The sequence below is a fragment of the Acidobacteriota bacterium genome, from assembly GCA_030774055.1.
Classification (GTDB): domain Bacteria; phylum Acidobacteriota; class Terriglobia; order Terriglobales; family Acidobacteriaceae; genus JACPNR01.
The window spans coordinates 26,730-48,968 of sequence record JALYLW010000001.1; the positions used below are offsets into that span (position 1 = coordinate 26,730).

17 protein-coding genes and 1 riboswitch are annotated in these 22,239 nt (G+C 63.3%); of the genes, 6 read left to right on the forward strand and 11 right to left on the reverse strand.

Annotation, left to right across the window (positions count from 1 at the left end; all coding sequences use genetic code 11):
* Nucleotides 1-386 precede the first annotated feature (386 nt).
* Entirely contained in the window at nucleotides 387-1,340 is a 954-nt protein-coding gene (locus tag M3P27_00145; GenBank protein ID MDP9266718.1) for a hypothetical protein, read from the forward strand.
* 45 nt (nucleotides 1,341-1,385) lie between these two features.
* Here the strand turns inward: M3P27_00145 and polA are convergent, their stop codons facing one another.
* From polA to queA, 3 genes are all read right to left on the reverse strand, one after another.
* Nucleotides 1,386-4,310: a DNA polymerase I gene (polA, locus tag M3P27_00150; GenBank protein MDP9266719.1), complete on the reverse strand. Its 2,925-nt coding sequence runs from the start codon at nucleotides 4,308-4,310 to the stop codon at nucleotides 1,386-1,388.
* Between the two features lie 132 nt (nucleotides 4,311-4,442).
* A complete protein-coding gene (locus M3P27_00155; protein MDP9266720.1) occupies nucleotides 4,443-5,681 on the reverse strand; it encodes an MFS transporter in 1,239 nt (412 codons plus the stop codon).
* Between the two features lie 124 nt (nucleotides 5,682-5,805).
* Nucleotides 5,806-7,014, reverse strand: coding sequence for a tRNA preQ1(34) S-adenosylmethionine ribosyltransferase-isomerase QueA (gene queA / locus M3P27_00160; GenBank protein MDP9266721.1), 1,209 nt, complete (start codon nucleotides 7,012-7,014; stop codon nucleotides 5,806-5,808).
* Nucleotides 7,015-7,268: 254 nt separating this feature from the next.
* Between queA and M3P27_00165 the strand changes: the two genes are divergently transcribed.
* Nucleotides 7,269-8,051 carry a class II aldolase/adducin family protein gene (locus tag M3P27_00165; protein MDP9266722.1) on the forward strand — a complete coding sequence of 261 codons (783 nt, stop codon included), beginning with the start codon at nucleotides 7,269-7,271 and terminating at the stop codon, nucleotides 8,049-8,051.
* Here M3P27_00165 and M3P27_00170 read toward each other — a convergent pair.
* The 3 genes from M3P27_00170 to M3P27_00180 all read right to left on the reverse strand — a co-directional run bounded on the left by M3P27_00170 (nucleotide 8,035) and on the right by M3P27_00180 (nucleotide 11,841).
* Nucleotides 8,035-10,239: a TonB-dependent receptor gene (locus M3P27_00170; GenBank protein MDP9266723.1), complete on the reverse strand. Its 2,205-nt coding sequence runs from the start codon at nucleotides 10,237-10,239 to the stop codon at nucleotides 8,035-8,037. The genes M3P27_00165 and M3P27_00170 overlap by 17 nt on opposite strands.
* Nucleotides 10,240-10,267: 28 nt before the next feature.
* Nucleotides 10,268-10,492, reverse strand: a riboswitch (cobalamin riboswitch).
* A gap of 76 nt (nucleotides 10,493-10,568) precedes the next feature.
* Nucleotides 10,569-11,276: a lysophospholipid acyltransferase family protein gene (locus M3P27_00175; GenBank protein ID MDP9266724.1), complete on the reverse strand. Its 708-nt coding sequence runs from the start codon at nucleotides 11,274-11,276 to the stop codon at nucleotides 10,569-10,571.
* 79 nt (nucleotides 11,277-11,355) lie between these two features.
* A complete protein-coding gene (locus M3P27_00180; GenBank protein ID MDP9266725.1) occupies nucleotides 11,356-11,841 on the reverse strand; it encodes an HIT domain-containing protein in 486 nt (161 codons plus the stop codon).
* A 563-nt stretch (nucleotides 11,842-12,404) separates the two neighbouring features.
* Between M3P27_00180 and M3P27_00185 the strand changes: the two genes are divergently transcribed.
* The gene (locus tag M3P27_00185) at nucleotides 12,405-14,120 is read left to right on the forward strand and encodes a 30S ribosomal protein S1 (protein ID MDP9266726.1); all 1,716 of its coding nucleotides are present in this window, start codon (nucleotides 12,405-12,407) and stop codon (nucleotides 14,118-14,120) included.
* Between the two features lie 90 nt (nucleotides 14,121-14,210).
* Here the strand turns inward: M3P27_00185 and M3P27_00190 are convergent, their stop codons facing one another.
* The 3 genes from M3P27_00190 to M3P27_00200 are packed head-to-tail and all read right to left on the reverse strand — an operon-like array spanning nucleotide 14,211 to nucleotide 15,265.
* Nucleotides 14,211-14,579 carry a carboxypeptidase-like regulatory domain-containing protein gene (locus tag M3P27_00190; GenBank protein MDP9266727.1) on the reverse strand — a complete coding sequence of 123 codons (369 nt, stop codon included), beginning with the start codon at nucleotides 14,577-14,579 and terminating at the stop codon, nucleotides 14,211-14,213.
* Nucleotides 14,580-14,618: 39 nt separating this feature from the next.
* A complete protein-coding gene (locus tag M3P27_00195) occupies nucleotides 14,619-15,011 on the reverse strand; it encodes a hypothetical protein (protein MDP9266728.1) in 393 nt (130 codons plus the stop codon).
* A gap of 59 nt (nucleotides 15,012-15,070) precedes the next feature.
* Complete coding sequence (locus M3P27_00200) at nucleotides 15,071-15,265, reverse strand: hypothetical protein (GenBank protein ID MDP9266729.1); 195 nt, start codon at nucleotides 15,263-15,265, stop codon at nucleotides 15,071-15,073.
* Between the two features lie 163 nt (nucleotides 15,266-15,428).
* Between M3P27_00200 and M3P27_00205 the strand changes: the two genes are divergently transcribed.
* From M3P27_00205 to M3P27_00215, 3 genes are all read left to right on the forward strand, one after another.
* Complete coding sequence (locus tag M3P27_00205; GenBank protein MDP9266730.1) at nucleotides 15,429-16,853, forward strand: M28 family metallopeptidase; 1,425 nt, start codon at nucleotides 15,429-15,431, stop codon at nucleotides 16,851-16,853.
* A 15-nt stretch (nucleotides 16,854-16,868) separates the two neighbouring features.
* Nucleotides 16,869-17,786 (forward strand): rhomboid family intramembrane serine protease, encoded by a 918-nt coding sequence (locus M3P27_00210; protein MDP9266731.1) that lies wholly within the window; start codon nucleotides 16,869-16,871, stop codon nucleotides 17,784-17,786.
* A gap of 142 nt (nucleotides 17,787-17,928) precedes the next feature.
* Nucleotides 17,929-19,368 carry a hypothetical protein gene (locus M3P27_00215; protein MDP9266732.1) on the forward strand — a complete coding sequence of 480 codons (1,440 nt, stop codon included), beginning with the start codon at nucleotides 17,929-17,931 and terminating at the stop codon, nucleotides 19,366-19,368.
* 38 nt (nucleotides 19,369-19,406) lie between these two features.
* Here M3P27_00215 and pyk read toward each other — a convergent pair whose 3' ends face one another.
* Nucleotides 19,407-20,975 carry a pyruvate kinase gene (pyk, locus tag M3P27_00220; protein ID MDP9266733.1) on the reverse strand — a complete coding sequence of 523 codons (1,569 nt, stop codon included), beginning with the start codon at nucleotides 20,973-20,975 and terminating at the stop codon, nucleotides 19,407-19,409.
* 124 nt (nucleotides 20,976-21,099) lie between these two features.
* Nucleotides 21,100-21,990 carry a YihY/virulence factor BrkB family protein gene (locus M3P27_00225; GenBank protein MDP9266734.1) on the reverse strand — a complete coding sequence of 297 codons (891 nt, stop codon included), beginning with the start codon at nucleotides 21,988-21,990 and terminating at the stop codon, nucleotides 21,100-21,102.
* Nucleotides 21,991-22,239 lie beyond the last annotated feature (249 nt).

A 22,239-nucleotide genomic window follows, 5' to 3' on the forward strand; every position in this document is an offset into this window, starting at 1 on the left:
GGCGCAGGGCTGCACGTGCACCGATTACACGGAAAGGCAGTTCAACTGTTACGACGACGCCCACCAATTCTGCGGCACGCAGGTGAAAAGTTTCTGTCAGGGATTCCACGGATGCCAGCGATGCTTCACCCTCGGGTTTGGACTGTGCTGCAGCACGGAATACACGACGGCAAGCCTTTGCGGGCAGTGCCCTCTGCAATGTTCTGCTAAGCCGATCGGTCCTAAGATAAGGGAGAGGCTACTGATTGCAAATGCCTGCCGCGGCACGTATGCCTTCCTGTTGCCGGAGAAAGGATTGGTAGCCCATGCGCTATAAGAGAGATTGCATAGTGACTGTTACTTTCTTGGGTTTGGCGGCTGCTTGCTTATCGCAGGAGGCACGTGACTTGCCCCGGAAGCTGGTGAAGACATCTACGGTTCAGTCGAGTTCGGTGCCAAGCGAGTCGATGCTACTACCGATCAAGTGCGATCAGGACGGCAAGCTATACCTCCAATTCATGGGCGACCCGATGGCACCTGCGGAGGATACCAAGGCCGTGACGCGGATTTCGCGCAAGGCGGAAGTCGATACCCAGTTCGCGTTGAAGAATGCGGACTTGGGGGACCAGTATTCCGGGGTCGATTATGCCGTCGATAGTGACGGACAGATCGCGATGCTCGCCGAAACCCCCGATGGATACATCGTCGTCCGGTTCGACAAAGAGGGCAAGATGAAGTCGAAGTTCCAGCTCGAAAATCGATTCAAGCCCTTCCTTCTCGCCTTGTTCAAGAGTGGACAACTGCTAATCGCGGGAACGGAGGCGCCGACCGACAACTCTCCGAACCTCGGAACGATCCCGTTCACCGCAATCTTTGACGACAGCGGGAAATTACTGAAAGAGATCTCTTTTGAGGAAGACAAGCAGTTTGCGAAGGGGTCGGCGGAGGGCGACCGTCGCTATGTGCCCTCGGGGAACCCCAACACGAACCGAGCGGTCACCCTGGGGGAGACGCTGAGCGGAGACGATGGAAACGTCTACGTCATGCGGTGGACCTCGCCAGCCATCGTGTACGTCGTCTCTCCCGGAGGGGTAATAGTGCGAAAACTCACTATCGACCCACACAACCGAGAGATGGTGCCCCGGTCGATGTTTCTTTCGAAGGGACGCCTAGCGATCCAATTCGCTGACTCCAAGAAGCCATTGCTTATGGTCGCCGATGCACAGTCGGGCAGAGTTGAAGCGACGTATGCAGGAAACCTGGAACTTGGTGGCGGTCTTGCTTGTTACACGAGTGAGGAACTCACGTTCGTCGGCAACAAGGACGGCAAGTTAGCTCTGAACTTCGCTCAACCCCAATAACGGGGATCCACTAGACAGAGGGGCGCTTCTCAGCGCCCCTCCCTTTTACTCCAGGTCGCGCCAATTGGGTCCCACGCCCAAGTCCACATCCAACGGCACGCGCAGCGGATGGACGTTTTCCATCTTGTCTTTCACCAGCGCGCGCATGGTCTCCACTTCTTCCTGCGGGACCTCGAAGACAAGCTCGTCGTGCACCTGGAGCGTCATGCGCGACTTGAGCTTCTGTTGGCGCAGCTCGGCGTCGATACGGATCATGGCAAGCTTGATCAAGTCGGCGGCGGTGCCCTGCAGCGGAGTATTCACGGCAGTACGCTCGGCGAAGCCGCGGGCGCTGAAATTCTTGCTGTTGATGTCCGGGATGGGACGCACACGCCCGAAGAGGGTGCGGACTTTCTGCTCGCGGCGAGCGGCGTCCAGGGTGCGGTCGATGAAGAGTCGCACGGCTGCGTACCTCTCGAAGTAATCGGCTATGAATCGCTTCGCTTCCGATGTGGGGATGCCGAGTTGCTGGCCGAGACTGAACTCGCGCTGTCCGTAAAGAGTGGCGAAGTTCACGGTCTTGGCCGCAGCCCGCTGTTCGTCGGTCACCAGTTCGGGCAGAACGCCAAAAAGCTCCGCGGCGGTGGACTTGTGAATGTCGCCGCCAGCGAGAAATGCTTTCGTCAGCAGCGGGTCTTCCGACAAGTGCGCGAGCAGGCGCAACTCGATCTGGGAGTAGTCGGCGGCGAGCAGGACGTGACCGCGCTCGGCGGTGAAGGCGGCACGGATCTCGCGGCCGAGTTCCGAGCGGATAGGGATGTTTTGCAGGTTCGGATTGGTGGACGAGAGGCGGCCGGTGGCGGTGGCGGCCTGATTGAAAGTGGTGTGCAGGCGTCCCGTAACGGCGTGGCAGAGCAGCGGCAGGGCGTCCACGTAGGTGGACTTGAGCTTGGTGAGCTGGCGGTAGTCGAGCACCATGCGCGCGATGGGATGTTCTTCGGCGAGCGCTTCCATCACGTCTTGCGCGGTCGAGATGGTCTTGCCCTTGCCGTACTTCACCGGCTTGGGCAGCGCCATCTTGTTGAACAGGACGTCGCCAAGCTGCTTGGGCGAGTTGATGTTGAACACGCCGCCGCCGGCAGCGGCGTAGACCTCGCCGGCTTTCGCTTCGGCCTCGCGCTCGAGACGCGTGGACATCTTCGCCAGGACGTCGCAATCGATCTTGACTCCTGCCCCCTCCATGCGCGCCAGCACGGGAACGAGCGGCAGATCGATCTGGTCGTAAACCTTGGTGAGGTCTTCTTTCTCGACTTCCTCGCGCAGCGCTGCGGTGAAGCGCGCGGTGAGGTCGGCGGCCTCGGCGACGGTGCCGGCAACATTCAAGTTGAAGCGGCGGATAGCGATCTCTTTGAGGCCGTGCGCGGTGTAGGTGGGATCGAGGAGATACGAATAGAGCATGGGATCGTGTTCGACGCCGGCGAGCGCAACGCCGCGCGGCTCGAGCTGCCGCATCGCAGCTTTGTAGTCGTGGATGGCTTTCGGAAGTTTCGGGTCAGCAAGGGCTTGCTTGAGCGTGGACGCGGCGGCGTCCTCATCGAGTGAGAGGGAGAGGACGACGCCGGGTTGGGCAGAGATCGCGGCCCTGCGACTGGGACCGTTCCTCTCAACCCCGGGAACCGCGGCGAGCGAGACGGGCACGAGCGGTAGCATCGATGACCCCGACTCGTTCTCGACCTCCTCTTCTTCCTCTTTACTCATGCCGGCGGCGCCGACGGCGGCATCTTCCAGCGCGAAGGCGAGCGGCTGTTTCGCCGTTACGTGCTTCAACACGGCGGCAACGTCGGCAGCGAACTTTGAATTTGCCTCGCGGTAGTCTCCCTCGGTGAGCTTGACCTCGCCCACCAACTCCTTGAGCAGCGTAGTGAACTCGAGTTCGGTGAAAAGCTGGCGGAGGGCTTCGACGTCAGGCTCGCCGGCGGTCATAGAAGCGGGATCGAAGTCGATCTCAACTTTGGTGTCGATGCGGGCGAGCTCGCGGCTGGCGAGCACGACATCGCGATTGTGCTGCAACGATTCGCGATAACTCTTCTTCTCGACCTCATCGGTGTGGGCGAGCAGGTTGTCGACTGAGCCAAAACGCTTGATGAGCTCGACCGAACCTTTATCGCCGATACCGGGCGCGCCGGGGATGTTGTCGATGGAATCGCCGCGCAGCGCCATGACGTCCACGACTTGCTCGGGGCGGACGCCGAGGATCTCTTCCACCTTGTCGGCATCGCAGATGAGATTGTCTTTCGGTGGATTCAGCACGCAGACCTGGTCGTTGACGAGTTGCAGCATGTCCTTGTCGCTCGACACGACGTAGACGGGATACGACTCGCGCGCGGCCTTGACCGCGAGGGTGCCGATCACGTCGTCCGCCTCGAAGCCGGAATGTTCGAGGATGGGGATGCGATAGGCCTCGAGCGCGCGCCGGATATACGGCAGCTGCTGGGCAAGGTCCTGCGGCATCTCGGCACGGTTGGCTTTGTAGCCGCCGTAAGCGTGGGCCTGGTAGGTCTGCGTCTTGGCGTCGTACTTGCGGACGCTGGTGATCTGCTTGGCTTGCTCGTCGCGAAACGTGGGCGCAGCCATATCGAAGACCGCGGCGATGTGCTCGGGACTGAAGTCGGCGCGCAGCTTGCGCAGCATGTTGACGAAGACGTAGGTAGCGGCGGTGGGCACTCCGGTGCGAGTGGACATGGGCCGCTGGCGCGACATCGCGTGATAGGCGCGAAAGATGAACGACATCGCGTCAATGAGGAAGACGCGGCCCTTGCCTGTTGGTTTCGGCGGCTTACCGCTGGCGGGTGAGGCGGCGGACTTCGTCTTCGCTTCGGACGGATGGATTTCGGGCGGCAGGGGCGGCTGGGCGTTCGCGAGTACGGCGGGGGCAGCGCTGGCCTTCTCGCGTTCGGCGCGCTTCTGTCGCGAGATGCGGGTGTTGGGCATTGCTTCAAGAATAACAGGAGGTTTCGCCGCAGATGAACGCGGATGGACGCAGACAGGAAAGTACCAAGTTCGCTTGGCAAGTGGCGGCAGGATGCCGCCGCCACAGTCGGCGGGACGCCGGCGCTACTCCGGCTAAGGCGCGGGAATAACAAGGTCCGCGGCGGGTTCGCGCAGGAAGCTCTTCCCTTTTGCCTCGCGGCCGAGCAGGACGACGATGCCGAGCAGGATGATGGTGGTGAGCTCGAAGGCGGCGAGGGCCCAGCGGTATCCGATGCGGTCGCGCAGCGCGTACTCGATGGAGTTGGTGCCCGCAGCAAAGAGGATGCCCATCTGGTAGGCGAGGCCGGGGACGAGTCCGCGAACCGAGTCCGGCGCGAGCTCATTCAAGTGCGCGGGGATGATGCCCCACGCGCCCTGCACGCCGACCTGCATCAGGAACGAACCGAGCGCGACCTTGAGTAGCGTGTCGCCAAACGCCCACAGTGGCACTACGGCGAGGGAGAGTGAGAGCGCGCTGACGATGGAATAGCGGCGTCCAAAACTTTCCGAGAGCTGGCCGAAGGCGATGGCGCCGAGGACCGCGCCCACGTTATAGAAGATGGCGAGGTACGCGACCGTGGCCGGGCGCACACTCATGACGCTGCGCAGGAAGTCGGGATACAGATCCTGCGTGCCGTGAGAGAGGAACATGAAGAGCGTCATGAGCAGGCAGAGGTACGCGAAGAGCTTCCAGTGGCGCGCTGCGGTCTGCAGCACAGCGACGAAGCTGGGCTGCTTATGCTGCTTCCACGCTTCGGACTCGGGGACCTTCATGCGGATGTAAAGCGCGAGCAACGCGGGGATACCGCCGATCCAGAACATCCAGCGCCAGCCGCTGTCTGCGGAAAAGTTCGGCAGGATGAGGCGCGCGGCGACGGCGGCGAGAAGGTATCCGATGGAGTAGCCGGATTGGAGGATGCCGCTCAACACTCCGCGCCAGCGTGGCGGTGCGGCTTCCATGGCGAGCGACGCGCCTACGCCCCACTCGCCGCCCATGGCGATGCCATAGAGCGAGCGCAGCACGAGGAACGTCGTGTAGTTGGTGGAGAAGCCGCAGAGCAGCGCGAGCAGCGAGAACAGGATGACGTTGCCCATGAGGGGAGCACGGCGTCCATAACGGTCGGCGAGGAGCCCGAAGAGCAGCGCGCCGACGGGACGCATCACCAGCGTGGCGCCGATGGTGGCGATGATGGCGGATTTGGTGACGCTGAACTCGCGCGCGAGGGTGTCTACGAGGAAGACGACGACGAAGAAATCGAAGGCGTCGAGCGTCCAGCCGAGGAAGCCGGCGGTGACGGCGTGCCAGTGGCTGCGTGGACGCGATGCGGGCATGGACGGAACACAGTAACGGAGCGCGGTGCAATTGCCTAGCGTGACGGAGTGGTTGCGCAAGCGGAATGCATAGATCCTCCGCGCGCAAGACCCGCGCGCGAAGGATGACGACTCCGCAATATTCCTATTCGATCAACATGCAGTCGCCGTAGGAGTAGAAGCGATATTTTTCGCGGACGGCGTGCTGATAAGCGGCGAGGGTGTGCTCACGTCCGGCGAAGGCGGCGACGAGCATGAGCAGCGTGGACTGCGGGAGATGGAAGTTGGTGAGCAGCGCGCCGACGACGCGGAACTCGGGGCTTCGGATGCGGGAGTACCCGGGATAGATAAAGATGTCCGCTTCGCCCGAGCCGGAAACAATCTTGCCATCTTTCGCTGCGGCGACGTTTTGAGCGGCAACGGATTCGAGCGTGCGCACGGTGGTGGTGCCAACGGCGACGATGCGGCGTTTGACGGCGAGCGCGGCGTTGATGCGGTCGGCGGCCGCGGGCGAGATGGAATACGACTCGGTGTGCAGTTTGTGGTCTTCGACGCGCTCGGCGTGGATGGGCTGGAACGTCCCCAGGCCGACGTGCAGCGTGACGTTCGCAGTCTCGATGCCGTCCACGCGGAGCTGGTCGAGGATCTGGGGCGTAAAGTGCAGGCCGGCGGTGGGGGCGGCGACGGAGCCGCGGTCTTCTATTTTGGCGTAGACGGTCTGGTAGCGCTCGCGATCGGCGGCGGAGTCGGCGCGCGCGATGTAGGGCGGCAGCGGGATGTGTCCGATGCGCTCGAGGGCAGCGAAGAAGTCAGGCACGGGATCGAAGCGCAAGGTGCGTTCGCCGAAGTCGCCGCGCGCGATGACTTCGGCGTGAAGGTCGTCTTTATGCGTACCGTCTTTATGCGTGCCGTCTTTATACGTACCGTCTTTATACGTACTCCCGAAGGAGAGCCTTTCGCCAACGCCGATCTTGCGGCCGGGGCGGACCAGTGCTTGCCAGATCAGGTTTCCAGTCTCTGGTTCCTCATTTCTCGAGGCGTCCGCGACCGGCTTGGTGAGGAGAACCTCGATGCGCCCTTGCAGAAAAGCCTTCGCGGCGGGATTGCTGGTTGAGATCGGTTGCGAGCGCGTTCCGGAGCGCCTGCCAAAGAGGCGCGCGGGAAAGACGCGGGTGTCGTTGAAGACGAGCAGGTCGTCCGGACGGAGCAGCGCGGGAAGCTCGCGGAACATGCGGTCGGCAACGGTACCCGAGACGCGGTCGAGGTGGAGCAAGCGCGAAGCGGCGCGGTCGGCGAGCGGCGCCTGCGCGATCAGCTCTTCGGGAAGGCGATAGTCGAAATCGCGGACCAGCATGGACCCGGCGATTATAGGGCGCGGCAGCGGTTCGCTGCGTTGGGCCGGGAGGCGGGCGGAGCCTAGGCGGTGAGATGCTTTCGTCCTGCAGCGGCTCAGGATGACACACCCGGTTCCCGGTTGAGCAAAACGGCTCAAGGTTGATTGTCGGCGAGGGGAAGCTGGGGTAGGATGGACGGCGCAGAATAGCGTCCGGAGACGACCACCTGAAAAACGAACGCCAAACGCGCGAGGAGATCTGCCGCTTCGGCAAGATGCTGCACGAGCGCGGCTTCGTGGCCGCGACGGACGGCAATCTGTCGGTACGCCTGAGCGACGGCAACATCCTGGTGACGCCCACGGGCATGTGCAAGAGCATGATGGAAGCCGACGACATGGCGGTGGTCGATCCGAATGGCCGCCAAGTCTCGGGAAAGCGCGGCGTGACCAGCGAGATCGGGATGCATCTGCTGATCTATCGTTTGCGTCCGGACATCCACGCGGTGGTGCACGCGCACCCGCCAACGGCGACGGGATTCGCGGCCTGCGGCCAGGCGCTCGACCAGCCCCTGGTCTCGGAGATCGTGGTCGCGCTCGGGTGCGTCCCGCTGGCGAAGTACGCCACGCCAGGCACGCCGGAGTTGGCGGAGGCGCTCGAGCCGCTGGTGCCGGGTTACGACGCCATCCTCATGGCCAACCACGGCGTGGTCGCGTACGCCGAGGAGCTCGAAAAGGCGTACATGAAGATGGAGACGGTGGAGCACTTCGCCAAGATCAGCGTGGTGTGCCAGACGCTGGGCACGCCGCAACTGCTCGACGATGCCGAAGTATCGAAGCTGCTGCTGGCGCGCCAGAAGTATGCCGGCGTGACTTCGACGGCGCCGATGGCGCCGGCAAAGAATGGACACCAGAACGGCCACATCAACGGCAACGGCCACCGCGTGCCGGCACGTCCGCTACGCGGCTTTGGCGACGCCTTCCGCGAATCGAAACGCCTGGTCTACAGCGCCTTCGCGCTCTTCCTCGCTTCTGCCCGCCTCATCACTCACCGCCGATAACGAAACGCAGTCCCGCACGGAAGTTCGCCTTGAGCGCGGGATATCCCACCACTTCCTGATAGCGCCGGTTGGTCGCGTTCTCCACGTTGGCGTACGCGGTGACGTGGCGATCGATGGCGTACCAGCCACCAAAGTCTAAACGAGCATAACCGGCAGCGTGGTCTATGCCGAAGCCGAGGAAATCGGAATCGCGGCGCGGACCGATGAAGGTTCCGGCCAGGTCCGCACCCCAACGCTTGCCGGAATACGCGACCAGCAACGAGCCGGAGTGCTTGGGACGGCGCAGCAGTGGCTGGCCGGGCGCGAGCAACGGATCGAAGGCAAAGGGCGCTTCGAGGATCTGGGACGAGAGATAGGTGTAGCCGGCGGTCATGCCGAGGTGCGCGGAGAAGCGCGCGTGAAACTCGAACTCGGCGCCGTGCGCGAGTTCGCGGTTCACGTTGACGTACTGTCCCTGGCAGAAGCAGGGGTCGAGCGAGAAATCGATCTTGTTGCGGAAGAGATTGTGGAAGTAGGTGGCAGAGGCGGAATATTTTCCGCCGGCGAACGCTTGCTCGACGCCGGTCTCGAACGATGTGGCCTCTTCGGGCTTGAGCGCAAGATTCGGCAGGATGGGAAAACCGCCGCCCTGTCCGAAAGATTCCTCGAAGCGCGGCGCCTTGATGCCCTCGGAATAAACGAAGCGCAGGCGCGTGCCGCTGAAGGTGTCGCCGCCACGCAGCGCGAGCAAGCTGAGCGCGACGCGCGGGACGACGCGGTCGCCGAAACTCTCGTTGTGCACGTAGCGGAATCCAGGGACGAGGCTGAGACGCTTCCACAGCAACACGGTCTCGAGGTAGACGGCATGGTTACGGCGAAGTCCGTGGCTGACGGAGCTGCTGAGCAGTTCGCCGACCTCGCCATGCTCGTCTTCGAACTGGTAGCCGAAGGTCGCACGGGCATTCTCGCTGGGCTGGTACTCGCCCTGGTAGTCGAAGCCGGCGCGATAGATGTTCGCGAACGCCTGGAAGGGGAAATCGAAGGCGAAGAGGCGGCCGGGATCGAAGAAGCTGTCTTCGTTGAAGCGGTGGTGCGAGTACTCGAAGACGCGGAAGGTGTGAGTGAGGCGCGCGGGCGCCTGCACGGTGAGTTCGGCGGAGCCGAGGAAATTATTCTGGCGGGCGCGCTGATCGGTGTCTGGATCGACGAGCTGGTTGCCGTTATAGTCCCATGCGCCCTGCACGCCGCTGCGATTGTTGGAGTGGCGCGCGCGCAGCCGCAGGATGGCGCGCGGGCTGAGCCTGAAGCCGACGTTCGCGCCCTGCTCGGAGTTGGAGTAGGCGTCGTTCACGCCTTGTCCCTCGCTATGCGTCTCGTCAGCGAAGAGGTTGTAGTCGAGGCGTTGCCAGGCGCCGGCAAGCGCGGCGTATCCGCGCGCGGTGGAGAAGGTGCCGCCATCAGCCCCCAAGCGCAGCTCGGGCGTGTGCGTAGAGCCGGCCGCACTCCAGGTCTGGACGACGCTGGTCATCGCGTCGGAGCCGTAGAGCACGCTCTGCGGACCGCGGAAGAACTCGAGTCGGTCGACCTGGTACATGGGCAGCACGCCGAAATCGAAGGTGCCGCCGGGATCGTTGACCGCGACGCCGTCCACGATGACTTTGTTGTAGCGCGATTCGCCGCCGCGAACGAAGAGCGAGGCTTGGCCGCCACGGCGTCCCACGGTGTTGACGACGGCGCCGGGGAGGAAGCGAAGCGCGTCGGCCGCGGCAACGGGCTGCAGCAGCTCGAGCTGCTGTGGGTTGAGGGTCTCGACCTTGGAGCCGGAGTTCTCCGCCGCGAGCGGCACGCCGGTGGCGGTGACGTTCACGGTCTCAGCCGGCACAGCAATGGCGAGCTGCGCGGCGAGTGGGTTAGCACGCGGCAGTGCGACGGCGAGGGATGCGGGCGCAAAGCCAGGCGCGAGGACTTCCGCACGGTAGTCGCCATCGGCAAGGCCGGCGAAGGTAGCAGTGCCGTCGGCAGCGGTCTGGCGGATGGCAGCGACCGCTGCGCCGCGGTAGATAGTAACGCGCGCGCCGATGACGGCGGCTTGCTGCGGGTCAGTGACTTTTACGGTGAGTGAAGCGGCGAAGGACGCGGAGACGGAGAGCGTCAAAACGAACAGCGTCAAAAGAAACAGCGGGAGAAAAACGAAGCGACGGGAACGCACGATGATTCCTCCTTTGCACGCGAAAGGGGTTGGTCATTGCGGTTCGCGCCGGTCTCCTGGCTTTACGAGGACGTGGGCCATGTTTCGAAACCTACTCTGAAAACATGGGCCCCTCCGCACGCCTTCCCATCCCGCGGTGCGGGACAGTGGCGGACGGATGGTCCTCCTGACAGTTGCGCGGCAGCGCGGGATTCTCACCCGCTTCCCTGCTCATCCGCCAAGGCGGACGAGCGCGCGAACCAAAGGAAAGTTGCGAAAGAACGAGCTGCGCAGGGCAGCGGAAGAAGATTAGCGGGCGGAGAACCGTCTGTCAAACGGCGGTGGGATGATCAGGCGCGAGGGTGCGCGCGCAAGTTTTCTTCCGCGAAGGTACGGACGCGGTCGAGCGCAGCCTGCAACTCCTGGTGGTGACGCTGCATGGCGGGCTCGTCTGCGGTGGCGGGCACCCACATGTAGCGGCTCACGCGCAGCAGCACGCGGGAGAATGGCTTGGGGATGATGAACTCGTCCCAGGTGTTGAGCACCCAGGCGCGATCGACGGCGAAGTGGAAGGCGAGCATGGGCTTCTGCGTGGAGCGCGCGAGCAGGACGGGGCCGGGCTTGGCAACGTACTTGGGGCCGCGCGGGCCGTCGATGGTGAAGGCGACGGTGTGTCCCGCCTCGACGAGCCGGCGCATCTCGAGCAACGCGCGCGCGCCGCCGCGCGAACTCGAGCCGCGGACGGGAACGAAGTCGAAGCGCTCGATGGTGCGCGCGATGTATTCGCCGTCTTCGCTTTGCGAGGTCATCACCCCGATGTCGCGCCCGCGGTAGACCCAGGCCGCGGGCAGGATGCAGCGGTGCCAGAAGCTGTAGACGGTTGCCGGGACGTAGAAGCTCGGTGGACCGCCTTCCTCGATCGAGATAGTGACGCGCAGCGTGATGCCGATGAGACGCAGAATAAGCGCCGCAGCGAGCCCCGCAAAACGGGAGAGGAAACGGTTGCGGGAGGGCAGCGCTTCCTCGGCGACATCAACGGCTGGTGTGGGATCGCTCACTGGGTGGATTGTAGAAGAAACAAGCGTAAGGGGAGTTCATCGGCACGATAGGGCTTCCTCGCTTCGCTCGGAATGACAATCAAACCGACCCAAAGGCCTTCGTCAGGCGGTCCCAAGTGACGGCGAGGTCTTCGGGGAGGACGCGCGTCTCGCCGACGGTGGTCATGAAATTGGAGTCGGCGGTCCAGCGCGGCAGGACGTGCATGTGGATGTGTCCGGCGATGCCCGCTCCGGCGGCCTTACCGATGTTCATCCCCACGTTCATGCCCTCGGGATGGTAGACCGAGCCCAGAACACCCTCCATGCGCTGCGTGAGGGCCATCATCTCGTCGGCGGCAGGCCGCGGAAGCTGCGCGAGCGTGTCGAGATGCGCGTAGGGGACGATCATGACGTGTCCGGAGGTGTAAGGGAAGGCGTTGAGGACAATGTAACAATGCTTGCCGCGATGAACGATGCGCGCCTTGCGGTCGTCCTTTTCCTGGGACAGGTCACAAAGGATGCAGCCGGGCGCATTTTCCGCCTGCGAGACGTAGCCGTAGCGCCAGGGAGTGAAGATGCGGTCCATCGGCGAAAGGGTAACATCCTTCGCAGCGGGGACGAAAAGCGTCACACGATCGACACAATGTGAGCCCTCACCCAGGGCACGAAAGGATCGTCACCTGCGGTGGCCGGGCACAGAAAAATCATGCCGGCTGCGGTTTGACACCCCCAAGGGTGGTTGTTATAGTCGAAGAGTCTCGGAGCGATGAGCTTCGCAGATCCGGCCGCTGGTTTTCCAGCCTCTCGTTCTGACTTTCCTCGTGGGTTTTCCCGGCGCGTCAATATGATCGATGCGTATGGGAGTTTCGAGCGAAGGCCCCGACCCTGAGAACCGCGACGGCCAGACTTTCCCGTACCGGCGCGTGCCGGTGAAGGTTTAAAACGTTGGCAGACGAGACCACACTTCGGACCGAAGAGCAGCAGCAAGAGCAACAGCCAACGCCGGCGGAAGCGCAGCAGCATCCCGTGACCGATCCCGCCAAGAATCCCGTAACAAATCCTGTAACGCATCCCGTTAGCCCGCAATCGAATCCTACTTCCGGCGAGCGGCCGCAGCACGCGGCCCCGGCACGGAAAGACAAAGAGACCATGGAAGACTTCGCCACCGTACTTGAAAACTTCGAAGCCGAAGCGGAAGCAGCCGCTGCGACCTCCCACGAAAACCGCGTCACCAAAGGCACCGTGATCAAGATCACGGAGAAGAGCGTGGTGGTTGACATCGGCCAGAAGAGCGAGGGCGTGGTGCCGCTCGCCGAGGTGACCGACCATGCAGGCAAGGTGCGCTACAACGTGGGCGACGAGATCCCGGTGATGATCCTGGGAGGCGAGAGTGAAGAAGGTGGCATCCGGCTCTCGCACGAGAAGGCGCAGCGCTTTGGTGCGTGGGACGAGATCGAGAAGGCGTACAACGAGAAGTCCCCGATCAAAGGCCGCGTGGTCGAGCGGGTGAAGGGTGGGCTCTCGGTGGAGGTGGCGGGCGCGAAGGCGTTCCTGCCCGGCTCACAGGTGGACGTGAAGCCGGTGCGCAACCTGGATGCGCTCAAGGGACAAGAGATCGAAGTCCGCGTGATCAAGCTGAACAAGAAGCGCGGCAACATCGTGGTCTCGCGCAAGGAGTTGCTGGAAGAAGACCTGAAAGGCAAGCGCGAGAAGACCCTGGCCGACCTGGCGGAGGGCGCAGTGCTCACCGGCACGGTGAAGAACCTGACCGACTACGGCGCGTTCGTCGACCTGGGCGGCATCGACGGCCTGCTGCACATCACCGACATGTCCTGGGGAAGGCTCACGCATCCGCGCGACCTGGTGAACGTAGGCGATGAGATCCACGTGAAAGTCCTGAAGTACGACACCGAGAAGCAGCGCGTCTCGCTCGGCTTCAAACAGCTCACCCCCGACCCGTGGCTCGACGCCGCGCATCGCTATCCGGTGGGCGCGCACGTGAAAGGCCGCGTGATCTCGGTGACCGACTACGGCGCGTTCATCGAACTGGAGCAAGGCATCGAGGGACTGGTACACGTCTCGGAGATGACGTGGTCGAAGCGGATGAAACATCCCTCGAAGATGGTAAAGGCCGGCGACGAGGCGGAGACGGTGGTGCTGAACGTGAATCCCACCGACCGGCGCATCTCGCTGGGCATGAAGCAGCTGGAAACGAATCCCTGGGAGACGCTGCACGAGAAGTATCCGACCGGGGCGATCGTTGAGGGCAAGGTGCGGAACCTTACCGACTTTGGCGCGTTCGTCGAGATCGAGGACGGCATCGACGGATTGGTGCACGTCTCGAACATGAGCTGGACCAAGCGCATCAAGCATCCTTCGGAAGTGCTGAAGAAGGGTGACAAGGTGAAGGCGGTCGTGCTGGGCATCGAGCCGGAGCAGCGGCGCCTTTCGCTGGGCATGAAGCAGCTGCAGCCCGACGTGTGGGAGACCTTCTTCCAGACGCACAAAGTCGGCGACGTGGTGCACGGCAAAGTGATGCGTACGGCCACCTTCGGCGCGTTCGTCGAGATCGCGCAGGGCGTGGAGGGCCTGTGCCACAACTCCGAAGCCACCGACGCGCACGGCGCGCCGCTGAAGCTGGAATCGGGCACGGAGCACGACTTCAAGATCATCAAGATGAATCCGGAAGAGAAGAAGGTGGGGCTCTCGATCCGCGCGGTGGGCGAAGAGGCCAGCCGCCAGGAAGTGGAGACCTACAAGCAGCCGGCCAAGCGCGAGAGCGCGTCATCGTCGTCGGGTTCGGGCGCCAGCACGACGCTGGGGGATTTGATCAACTGGAAGCGCGCGAGCAACGATCAGAACTAGGATTTTGGAGTGTAGAAAGGCCGTCCGCAAGGGCGGCCTTTTTGCTTTGTGCTTGAGTCAGAGGCCGCGGCCGGCCGCGCCATGCGATGCTTACTTTTCGATGTCGATGTGGAGGTTGATGCGGGCCGCGGGACGCGAGTCGAAGGAGCTGAGCGTCTTGACGCTGCTCTTCTGTCCTTTGTACTCGGCGAAGACTTCGTAATCGCTGTTGGGCGAGAGGGCGTTGAAACGGTAACTGCCGTCGTCCCCGGAGTAGAGGCTCTTCACCGCGAGCGTCTTCACGTTCTTCAGATAGACCACGGCGCCGGGAAGCGGGGCATCGCCCTTCCCCATGATCAGGCCTTCGAGGGTACGCAGCTGGTTCTCTTTCTTCGGACGCGGGAAGATCTGCCCCGAGAGAGCGCCCGTACCGAGCACGACCAGGCCTGCCAGCGCGAGCACACGAAACACCTTCTTCACACGTCCTCCTGGACTTCGGGCTCCTGAGACTTTGGGGTTCTACTCGGTTAGATGCAAGCTTACGTCCACCCGCTCATCATTAATCACGTGGACCTTAGTCTCGGGCTTAGGGGTGTTTTTTGGGCCTTTCACATCGGCCTGGAGCACGTAGTCGGCGCTGCCGGCGGGCACACGGACGGCGAACTCGCCATGGTGGTCGGACACGGCCTCCCACTTTGGCTTGCTCTGGTCGGCGCGGCGGATCTTCACCTTGACGCCGTAGGCGGGACGGCTGTCAGCGGTCCAGACAGTCCCAAAGATGAGCGCGTACGGTTCTTCCCTATTCTTGGCGGCGGCGGGAGAAGCGGGCAACAACAACAGCGCGAGCAGCGCTGTACAGAGCCCGCCGCGAAGCGCGAGCGCGAGGAGGCGGGTGCGGCGGCGGCTAGGCATTCGTCGTGTCATTATCCGTGACCCTATCCGTGACCCTATCCGTGAGCCTATCCGTGACCCTAGTCATCACCGTCTTCGCTCTCCTCTTTGGCTGCTTCTTCGTCGTCATCATTGCCCACGAGTTTGAGCTCGAGCGGGTTGGTGGTGACGACCTCAAAGTCGGTGCCGCACTCGACACACGAGACGATCTCACCCTCGTCGACTTCTTCGGGATCGACGTCGAGATCGGTTTCACACTCCGGACACAAGACCATTGGAACCCCTTTCGGCGATATCGCGACCTCCCGGAGCCATGCACCAGAAGCGGTGCAACGGGAATGGCGCGACCCCCTCGGTATATTTAGAATCTCTGGCAGCCGCCGTCAAGCACCGGCAGCGAACACAAGCAAGGATCCCCACAAAATGCTACGTATTCGATTGGCTATAGGGCTCGCGGTTGGGATGGCCCTGCCCGGCGCCATGGTTGCTCAGAAGCCGGCGGTAAAAAATGCCGCCAACGCCGCGCTGGATCCGCACATCGTCAGCGCGCTGAAAGATGTTTCGCCGGCGCGAGTGAAGGCGACGGTGGAGAAGCTGGTGAGCTTTGGGACACGCAACACGCTCTCGGCGAACGATCCCGAGCTGGCCAAGCAAGGCAAAGGCATCGTCGCGGCGCGGGAATGGATCAAGAGTGAGTTCGAGCGCTACGCCGCCGCCTGCCGCGGATGTCTCGAGGTGAGCTACGACCAGTTCACGCAGGCGCCGGGACGCCGCGTGCCGCAGCCCACCGACCTGGCGAACGTCTACGCCATCCTGCGCGGCACCGATGCCGAGGCGGCAAAGCACATCTATCTCGTCACCGGGCACTACGACTCGATGCCGACGAGCCCGACGGATGGGAAGTCCGCAGCTCCGGGAGCGAACGACGATGCCAGCGGCACGGCGGTGAGCCTGGAGTGCGCGCGCGTGCTCAGCAAGTACAAATTTCCGGCGACCATCATCTTCCTGGCAGTGGCGGGGGAAGAGCAGGGCCTCTACGGCAGCGCGCACTTTGCGAAGATGGCAAAGGAGAAAGGCTGGCAGCTCGATGCCGTGTTGAACAACGACATTGTCGGCGGGGTGAAGACGGCGGGGCAGGATGCGAGCATCGTCCGGGTCTTCTCCGAGGGCGTGCCGGTAAGCGCGACCGAGGAACAGCTCCGCATGCTGCGGAATATCGGCGGGGAAAGCGATTCCAGCTCGCGGCAGGTGGCGCGCTACGTCCGCGAGACGGCGAAGAAATACATGGCGAAGGGCGACTTCGGGCCGAAGCTGGTCTTTCGCCGCGACCGCTACCTGCGTGGCGGCGATCACACCAGCTTCAACGAGCAGGGCTTCGCGGCCGTGCGGTTCACGGAATATCGCGAGGATTACACGCATCAGCACCAGGACGTGCGCACGGAAAACGGCATCGAATACGGAGACCTGGTGAAGTTCGTGGACTTCGACTACGTGGCGAACGTGGCGCGATTGAACGCGGCCACGCTGGCACAATTGGCGAGTGCGCCGGCGTCTCCGGTGAACGTGACCATGGTCACGGAGAAATTGGAGAACGACACCACCATCACGTGGGACGCTTCGCCTGACGGCCGCGCCACGGCGTACGAAGTGGTGTGGCGTCCGACGACGGCGCCGGAGTGGGAGAACGTGGAGGCGGTGGGCGACGTGCGCATGGCGGTGCTGAAGCGCTCGAAAGACAACGTGGTCTTCGGAGTGCGCGCGCTGGACAGGCAGGGGCATCGGAGCCTGCCGGTCGTCCCGCAGCCGAAGATGCGTCAAGCGACGCCACCCGCAGCAACGCCCGCACCGTCCGAAAAGAAGTAGCATCAAAGAGAGAGCATGACGACGCGACGTTACAACCCGAGCGGTGGCGGTGGCATGGGCATGGGAGGCTTCCCGCCGTTCACGGGTGCGGTGCGTTCCATCATCCTGGTAAGCGCCGGGATCTACGTTGTGATCCTGCTGCTGTCCGCCTTTGCGCCCGCGCTGGCGGCCACCATCGTTGCCCTCGGGACGCTGAGCCGCGAGACCGTGCTGCAAGGGTGGGTCTGGCAGTTCCTTAGTTATGGCTTCGTGAACGTGGATCCGCTGAACTTTGTGTTGTCGATGCTGGGTGTCTATTTCCTGGGCGGAGCGGTGGAAGCGCAGATTGGAAGCCGCCGCTTCGTGCAGTTGTACCTGAGCTCGCTGATCGTTGCCGGCATGCTCGGCTTTGCGCTTTCGCTCACGGGAGTGGTCGGAAGCGGGCCGGCGTTGGGTCCGGGAGCCGCCGCGAACGCGATCCTGATGGTTTTCTTCCTGCTCAACCGTGACGCGACCATCATCCCTATCCCCATCCCTATTCCCGTACCGGTGCGGTTCATCGTGTTCATCTCCGCCGGGATCGAGACGGCTTACCTGCTGCTGAACCGGTTCGCTCTCTTCTACCTGGTACTCCTGCTCGGCTTGGGCGCTGGATATCTGTGGTTCGCAGTCGTCCTCGGCAGGAGTCGCGCGCCCGCGCGTGGCTTTGCCGGGCGCGGCCTATCCGACCGCGCGTATGTCCCGCCGGGCAAGATGAAGAGCGAAGGCCCGTTCGCGCGGATGAAGAACGCTTACTACCGCTGGAAACGGAAGCGCGCCGCGCGCAAGTTCGAGGTCTACATGCGCGACCATGATCGCGATGTGAAGTTCGATGAGCACGGGAATTACATCCCGCCGACGGACGAACCGCCCAAGAAGGGCAACGGCGAGGACCGCGGCGGCTGGGTGAATTGATTGTTGATTATTGAGTGTTGATTGAGAACCAAGCCCCCTCTCCCCAAGCTGCGGCTGGCGTGGTATATTTCCGCCCCCGAACACAAACCTTATGAGACTCACACGTCTACACATCCTGTTGGCTGTCGTTATTCCTGTGTGCATGGTCACGAGCAGCTTTGCGGCGAGCGCGGCGGACCGCGCACGGCGCTGGAAGACGCCGAACGGCACACGCGAGATCTTGATGAACCACCGTGAGGCGCAAGGCCTGGGCGACTACGGCAAAGAGAAGCTGAAGGGCTTCAACGCCATCCGTGTGACGCGCAAGATCACGCGCTCGGGAGCGGTGAGCTACCACGACGCGTGCGAGGCGAAAGAGCCTGACCGCATCCGCACGGAAAGTGGCGCGGGCACAGGAGCGATCGTGATCAACACATCTACCCTGCGCATCGAGACGGACAACTCCGGCACGGTGAACCGGCGGCCGCCCACGCCCTACCACGACAGCGTGATCGCGATGTGCCTGGTCATGCCTTCCAAGAGTGCGACCTCAGAGAGAGTGCGCATGCTGGGCAAGGAGCGCGTGGACGGCAAGTGGGCGTACCACATGCTCGCCATCGACGACGTGGGCCAGTATGACGAATGGATCAGCGCCGCCGATTACACCCTGGTGCAGCGCAAGCAGCCGGGCGTGATCCTGAACACGACCGAGCAATGGAGCGACTTCCGCAACGTGAGCGGCATCATGGTGCCGTTCGACCATTTCACCCGCAACACTTCGACGCTGAATCCGTGGACCGAGGATGAGGCGCTGACCAAGATGGATTTCGATCCGCAGATCAACGATGCGGATTTCTCCGCCGAGGCGACCAAGCCCACCATGACGGCGTCGGCAGGAACAACCAGCGCTTCGAGCGGATCACGGCCGGCTGGTTCGACGCCGGGGACCGTGCTCAGCGGGAATGTGGGCGGACAGAATCTCTCGGTGAACGTGAACGACACGCTGGCAACGCTGACTGGACGCCAGCCGCAGGCACAGGCCACGACGACTACGCCGACGGCGGAGTCGCCAAGTGCCAGCAGTTCGAACGCGCAGGCAGCGGTGGCAAAGCAAGTGGCACAGGCGGCGAAAGATCCGAACGCGACGGTGACGGCGGCGCAAACGGCGGCGGCGAACAAGCAGCTACCATCGTCGGCGGCAGGGGCCGGCGTGGGCACAGGGGCGCCTATTCCTGGAACCAGCGTGGTACGGCAGATCGGGCATGGGCAGATCATCTCGCCGGCGTGCTCGGACGCTACCAACCTGGTGGCCATCGACGAGGTCTCGACCGGCTACAAAGATCCCTCCGCCGACATGCGCTTCACCGTGACCAACATCGGCTCGGAAGAGCTGTACGTGGACCGGGTGAACTGCAAAGAGGTCTCCCGCATCAAGCCGCGCGATTCGAAGCGCTGCATCTACGCTGCGAAGTCGGGTTGGGTGGTGGTGGTGGCAAAGTCGCGCGACGTGCTGAACCCTTCGAGCGGCGGCGCCAACGTATGCGGCGAGGGCTTCAACGCGCTAACGACGATGCAGGAGTCGAAGGTCGGGGTGACCAAATGAACGCCCCGAAGTAGCGTTAGGAGCAGGAATAGAAGACGCTAGCGCTTACGAGCGCCGGTGGGACGCAAACGCGGCGCCCGCCGGCGCTCTTTTTCTTTGCCCCCAGGGCGGGTGGCGCCATCCGCTGAACCGACCACGTGCAGGCGCATGAAGTTGGTCGAACCGGAGGAGCGCTGCGTGCCGGCGACGATGCCCATCACATCTCCGGGAGTAACGGCGCGCACGCGCATGAGTTGATCTTCCGCCATCCGCACCATGTCCTCGGTGAGGGGCGCGTGCTGGCACGGCATGGGGGTCACACCCCAATACAGGTTCAGGCGATTGCAGACGGTGGAGATGGACGAGAAAGCATAGATCGTCGCCTTAGGACGGTACTTCGAGATCAGGCGCGCAGTCGAGCCGGTGGCGGTGAAGACGGCGATGGCGCGCATGTCGAGGTCCTCGGCGGCGTGCGCGATGGATTCGCAGATGGTCTCGGAGATGGAGAGCGAGCGGCTATCGTGGCGGCGCTCCCGGACCCCACCTTCGTGCATGTGCGCTTCGGTCTCAATGATGATGCGCGACATGATGCTGACGGCTTCGCGGGGATACTTGCCATTGGCCGTCTCGCCGGAGAGCATGACGGCGTCGGTACCATCGTAGATGGCGTTGGCCACGTCGGAAGCCTCGGCGCGCGTGGGGCGCGGATTCTCGATCATGGACTCGAGCATCTGCGTGGCGGTGATGACCGGCTTCCGCCAGTCGAGGGCGCGGCGGATGATGTGTTTCTGGATGACGGGGACTTTTTCCGGCGGCATCTCGACGCCGAGGTCACCGCGCGCGACCATCACGCCGTCGGCGACATCGAAGATCTCTTCGAGATGTTCGATGGCCTGCGGTTTCTCGAGCTTTGCGATCACGGGCACGTCGGAATGGTGCGCGCTCACGATCTTCTTGACTGCGAGCACGTCGCCGGCGGTGCGGATGAAGGAGATGGCGACGGCGTCCACGCCATTCTTCAATCCAAAGACGAGGTCTTTCTCGTCCTTCTCGGTCATGGAAGGCATGCTGAGCGCGGCACCCGGGATGTTGATGCCCTTGTGCTCGCCGAGCATGCCGCCGTTGACGACTTCGCACTCGACGTCGTCACCGCGGATGGCCTTGACGCGCAGCTCGATGAGTCCGTCGGAGAGCAGGATGGGCATGCCGGGCTGAACGTCGCGGGCCAGCGAATCGACGGTGGTCGAGATCACGCTGGCGGCGCCCAGGATGTCGCGCGGAGTGAGGGTGATGCGCGAGCCGGCCTTGAGCATGACGGGCCTGCGCTGCTTGAGTCGTCCGGTACGCATCTTCGGACCTTGCAGGTCCTGCAGGATGCAGATGGAATGGCCTTCCTTGGCGGCGACATGCCGCAAGCGCTCGATGACGCGGGCGTGCTCCTCGTGGGTGCCGTGGGAGAAGTTGAGGCGGGCGACATCCATGCCGAGCCGCATGAGGTCGCGCATCATGGCCTCGGTATTCGAGGCCGGACCGAGGGTGCAAACGATCTTGGCGCGACGCAGCCGATGGTGCGGCTCCGCCGTGTCTCGCCAGCTCTCGGGCTGATCGATCTGTTCTACGTTGGCCATGGGGAATCAAGCATGGGAAACAAGACCTGGGGATCTGACCGCGGAAACGTGACCCTACAACCTGACACTGGAACGTGACACTGGAACGTGACACTGGAATGTGACCCCGGGGAAACGTAACAGTCTAACGCACCCCGACCGGATTGCCGCGCCGGTTCAGGATGGCCTTGGGCTCTTCCAGCACGACACGCGGATAGACGAGCGCGTTGAATTCCGCGCCGATCAGCACCACGACGGAGACGATGTAGGTCCAGACCAGCAGTGCGATGGCTGCTCCGAGCGAGCCGTAGATGGCGGTGTAGTTCGCGAATTTCGTCACATACCACCCGAAGCCGAGGGTGGCGGTGAACCAGGCGACGGTCGCGAGGACGGCCCCGGGCAGCACACGGCTGAAAGGCTGCGTCCGCGGAATGCCCCAGTGGTAGAGCAGCGAGATCACGGCGATCGAAGTGAGCGTGGAAATGATCCAGCGTCCCGCCTGCCACAGCAGCAGGATGGCGAGGCCGATCTCTTGGTTGGAGTGCTGCAGCATCCAGTTCTGGATGGCGTTGCCGAAACCTACCAGGATGGTGGCCGTCGTCATGGGACCGAACGAGAGCAGCACGAGGAAGAGCGCGACGCCACGCTCCTTGATCACTCCCCACTCGCGCGGCAGGCGGTAGGCGTTACGAAAGCCTTCCATCCAGGAGATCATCACGCCGGAAGCCGCCATCAGCGTGATGAGCGAGGCGGAGATGATCAGGCGCGTGGGATGGTGCTGTCCGCCCTCGAAGTAGTGCTGGGCCGCGGCGCGCACGTCTGGAGGCATGATCTGTCCCACGGCCTCGGAGAGTTCGCCGAGGAAGCTCTCCGTCCGGTGGGAGAGGGCGAGCACGGAGGCGATGACGAGAAAGAACGGGAAGATGGTGAGGATGGCGGAGTAGGCCGCGCCCTTGGCGATGGCGAAACAATCGTGCTCGAAGCCGCGCCAGATGGCGCGGCGAAGCGTGTGGAAGAACTGGAGCATGGACGCCATAGTCTAAAGTGGCGAGTGATTAGTGGCTAGTGGAGAGTTGGCTTCACCTGCGCGCCCGCTGAGAACCGAGATGCTTCGGGACCGAAACCCCGGCCGGTGAAAACGCCGGGGCCCCTCGGTCGCCTCAGCATGACCCGTCGATCAAACTGCCCGGCCAGAAGAGGGCACACCAAAACAAAAGCGCGGGCCGCGGCCCGCGCTTTTGTTTTGGTGTGCCCTCTTCTGGCCGGGCAGTTTGATCGACGGGTC